The 2,351-nt window shown below is 71.5% G+C and carries 3 protein-coding genes; all 3 read left to right on the forward strand.

The window, feature by feature from the left end; translation table 11 throughout:
* Positions 1–196: magnesium chelatase subunit ChlI family protein (locus tag AC2W7C_RS16895; protein ID WP_486002418.1), on the forward strand; the 196-nt coding region annotated here is incomplete at its 5' end.
* A 67-nt stretch (positions 197–263) separates the two neighbouring features.
* The gene (locus tag AC2W7C_RS16900; RefSeq protein WP_486002419.1) at positions 264–1,607 is read left to right on the forward strand and encodes an FG-GAP repeat domain-containing protein; all 1,344 of its coding nucleotides are present in this window, start codon (positions 264–266) and stop codon (positions 1,605–1,607) included.
* Positions 1,608–1,655: 48 nt separating this feature from the next.
* Positions 1,656–2,351 (forward strand): sensor histidine kinase (locus AC2W7C_RS16905; protein WP_486002420.1); only part of this gene is annotated, 696 nt, incomplete at its 3' end.

The following is a 2,351-nucleotide window of genomic DNA, read 5'->3' on the forward strand; positions in this document are numbered from 1 at the left end:
GGCCGGCGGCCTGACCGCGCGCGGCTGGACCCGCACCCTGCGGCTGGCCCGCACCATCGCCGACCTGGACGGATGCGACGGCGTGCTGCGCCGTCATATCGCCGAGGCGTTGATCTACCGCCGCGCGACGCAGGACGCGGGCCGAAGCCTCGATTCCCGCTCCCCGGCCGAGGCGCCGCCGGCGCCCGCCTGGTGACTTACCGATTTGTCACGCCTCGCGGCGGCGAAACGGCGCTAGCCTCAGACTCCGGGAGGATACCGCCATGCCGCATCGACCCGCCCGCGCGCGTGCGCTCGTCTCGATCACCCTGGTCCTGGCCGCGCCCCTCGCGCCCGCCGGCGCCGCCCTGGCCCAGACCGATGACCCGTCTCGCGCCGGGCGCGGCTTCCGCTTCGAGAACGTCACCGACACCCACCTGCCGATCACGGTCATGCGCAACAGCATGGACGTGGGCGTCGCCGACCTGGACGGCGACGGCGACCTGGATCTGGTGATCCCGCAAGAGTTCCGGTTGAACAAACTTCTGGTCAACCAGGGTGGCGGCCGCTTCGCCGACTCTTCGGACCGCATTCCGCCCCCGGCGGCGGAGGATCTGGCGGCGGGGCCGCCCCAGCTGCGCTTTCCGGGCGCGGGCCACGACAGCGAGGACGTGTCGATCGCGGACTTCGATCGGGACGGGACCCTCGATTTCATCATCGTCGCCGAGGACGACGTGAAGTTCGGCCGGACGAACGTGCACCAGTACTATCGGGGTCTGGGCGGCGCCCGGTTCGAGCGGATCGTGGCCTCCCTTGAGGTTTCCGACGTCGACCCGGCGCGGTATCGAATCGACGAGCCCGCCCTGCCGGACACGGAAGCCGACGCCATCGCGCATGCCGATGTCGATGGCGACGGCGACCTGGACCTGATCCTGGCCGGGGCCGGCCAGGACCGCCTGCTGATCAACAGCGGCGCAGGGGCTTTCCAGGACGAGACGTCCAACCGCCTGCCGCCCGAGGACAGGGTCACCCAGGACGCCGAGTTCGCCGATCTGGACGGCGACGGCGACCCCGACCTGATCCTGGGCCAGGAAGGCGGCCATGCGCTGTGGCTCAACGACGGGTCGGGCCGCTTCGTCGAGGCTTCGGACCGGCTGCCGCCCCCGGGGAACGTGGAGGCGCGCAAGGTCACGCCGGCGGACGTCGACGGCGACGGCGACCTGGACCTCTACTTCAGCCACGTCGGCTGGCAGGAGCGCGAGCCGCAGGACCGGCTTCTGATCAATGATGGATCGGGCCGCTTCGCCGACCAGACCGGCGCCCGGATTCCCGTCGAGACCGGAACCACCCTGACCGCCCGCTTCGGCGACCTGGACGGCGACGGCGACCTGGACCTGGTGCGGGGCGAACACGGGCCGCTGACGGTCTGGCTGAACGACGGCCGGGGCGTCTTCACCGACGTCTCGGACGCCGTCCTGGGCGCCGACCGCGTGGCGGGCCCCAACATCGCCCTGGCCCTCGCCGACTTCGACGGCGACGGCCGGCTGGACATCTACGTGGGCCAGCTGAAGGCCAACCGTCCCGACGAGACCATCCGCGATAGACTTCTTCTTAACCGGGCGGATTGAGCCGAATTTAAGGGTTCGCGCGCAGAGTGCTCCTCAAGGGAGACGGGCATGGCGCGACGCAGGGCAGTCATCGAGGAGCCGGGCGAACCCGCGGCGACCTCCGCCGAGCAGCAGTTCCTGCGCCTGATGAGCCATGAGATGCGCACGCCCCTGAACGGCGTGATCGGCATGCTGGGCCTGCTCCAGCGCACCCGGCTGGACGGCGCCCAGCGCGCCTACGCCGAAGCCGCGCGATCCTCGGCCGAGCATCTGCTGGGACTGGTCAACGACCTGCTGGACTACGCCCGGCTGGAGGCCGGCAAGCTGGAGTTCGATTCCGCCCCGGTCGATCTGGAATCCCTGGTACGCGGCGTCGCCGAACTGTTGAGCCCCCGGGCGCACGACAAGGGCCTGGAGATCGCCTGGTCGGTGTCCGCCGAGGCCGCGGACGTCCTGGCCGACGAGGGCCGGCTGCGGCAGGTGCTGTTCAACCTGGCCGGAAACGCGGTGAAATTCACCGAGGCCGGCGGGGTGCGGATCGCGATCGAGCGGACCGGCGGGAGCCGGGCGCGGCCACGCCTGGTCTTCCTGGTGGACGACACCGGTCCGGGGGTTCCCAAGGAGGCGCGCGAGCGCATCTTCGAGGAGTTCGGCCATGTCGACGCCACCGACGCCAGCCGGTTCGGCGGCGCGGGCCTGGGCCTGGCGGTGGTCCGCAAGCTGGCCGGCGCCATGGGCGGGACGGTGGCCGTGGGCGACCGGCCC

Source organism: Brevundimonas sp. CURTG3B2_SDJG, assembly GCF_057364705.1.

Excerpts from the sequence above, each read along its gene's own strand:
- AC2W7C_RS16900 (WP_486002419.1), top strand. The coding sequence starts at position 264 with ATGCCGCATCGACCCGCCCGCGCGCGTGCGCTCGTCTCGATCACCCTG.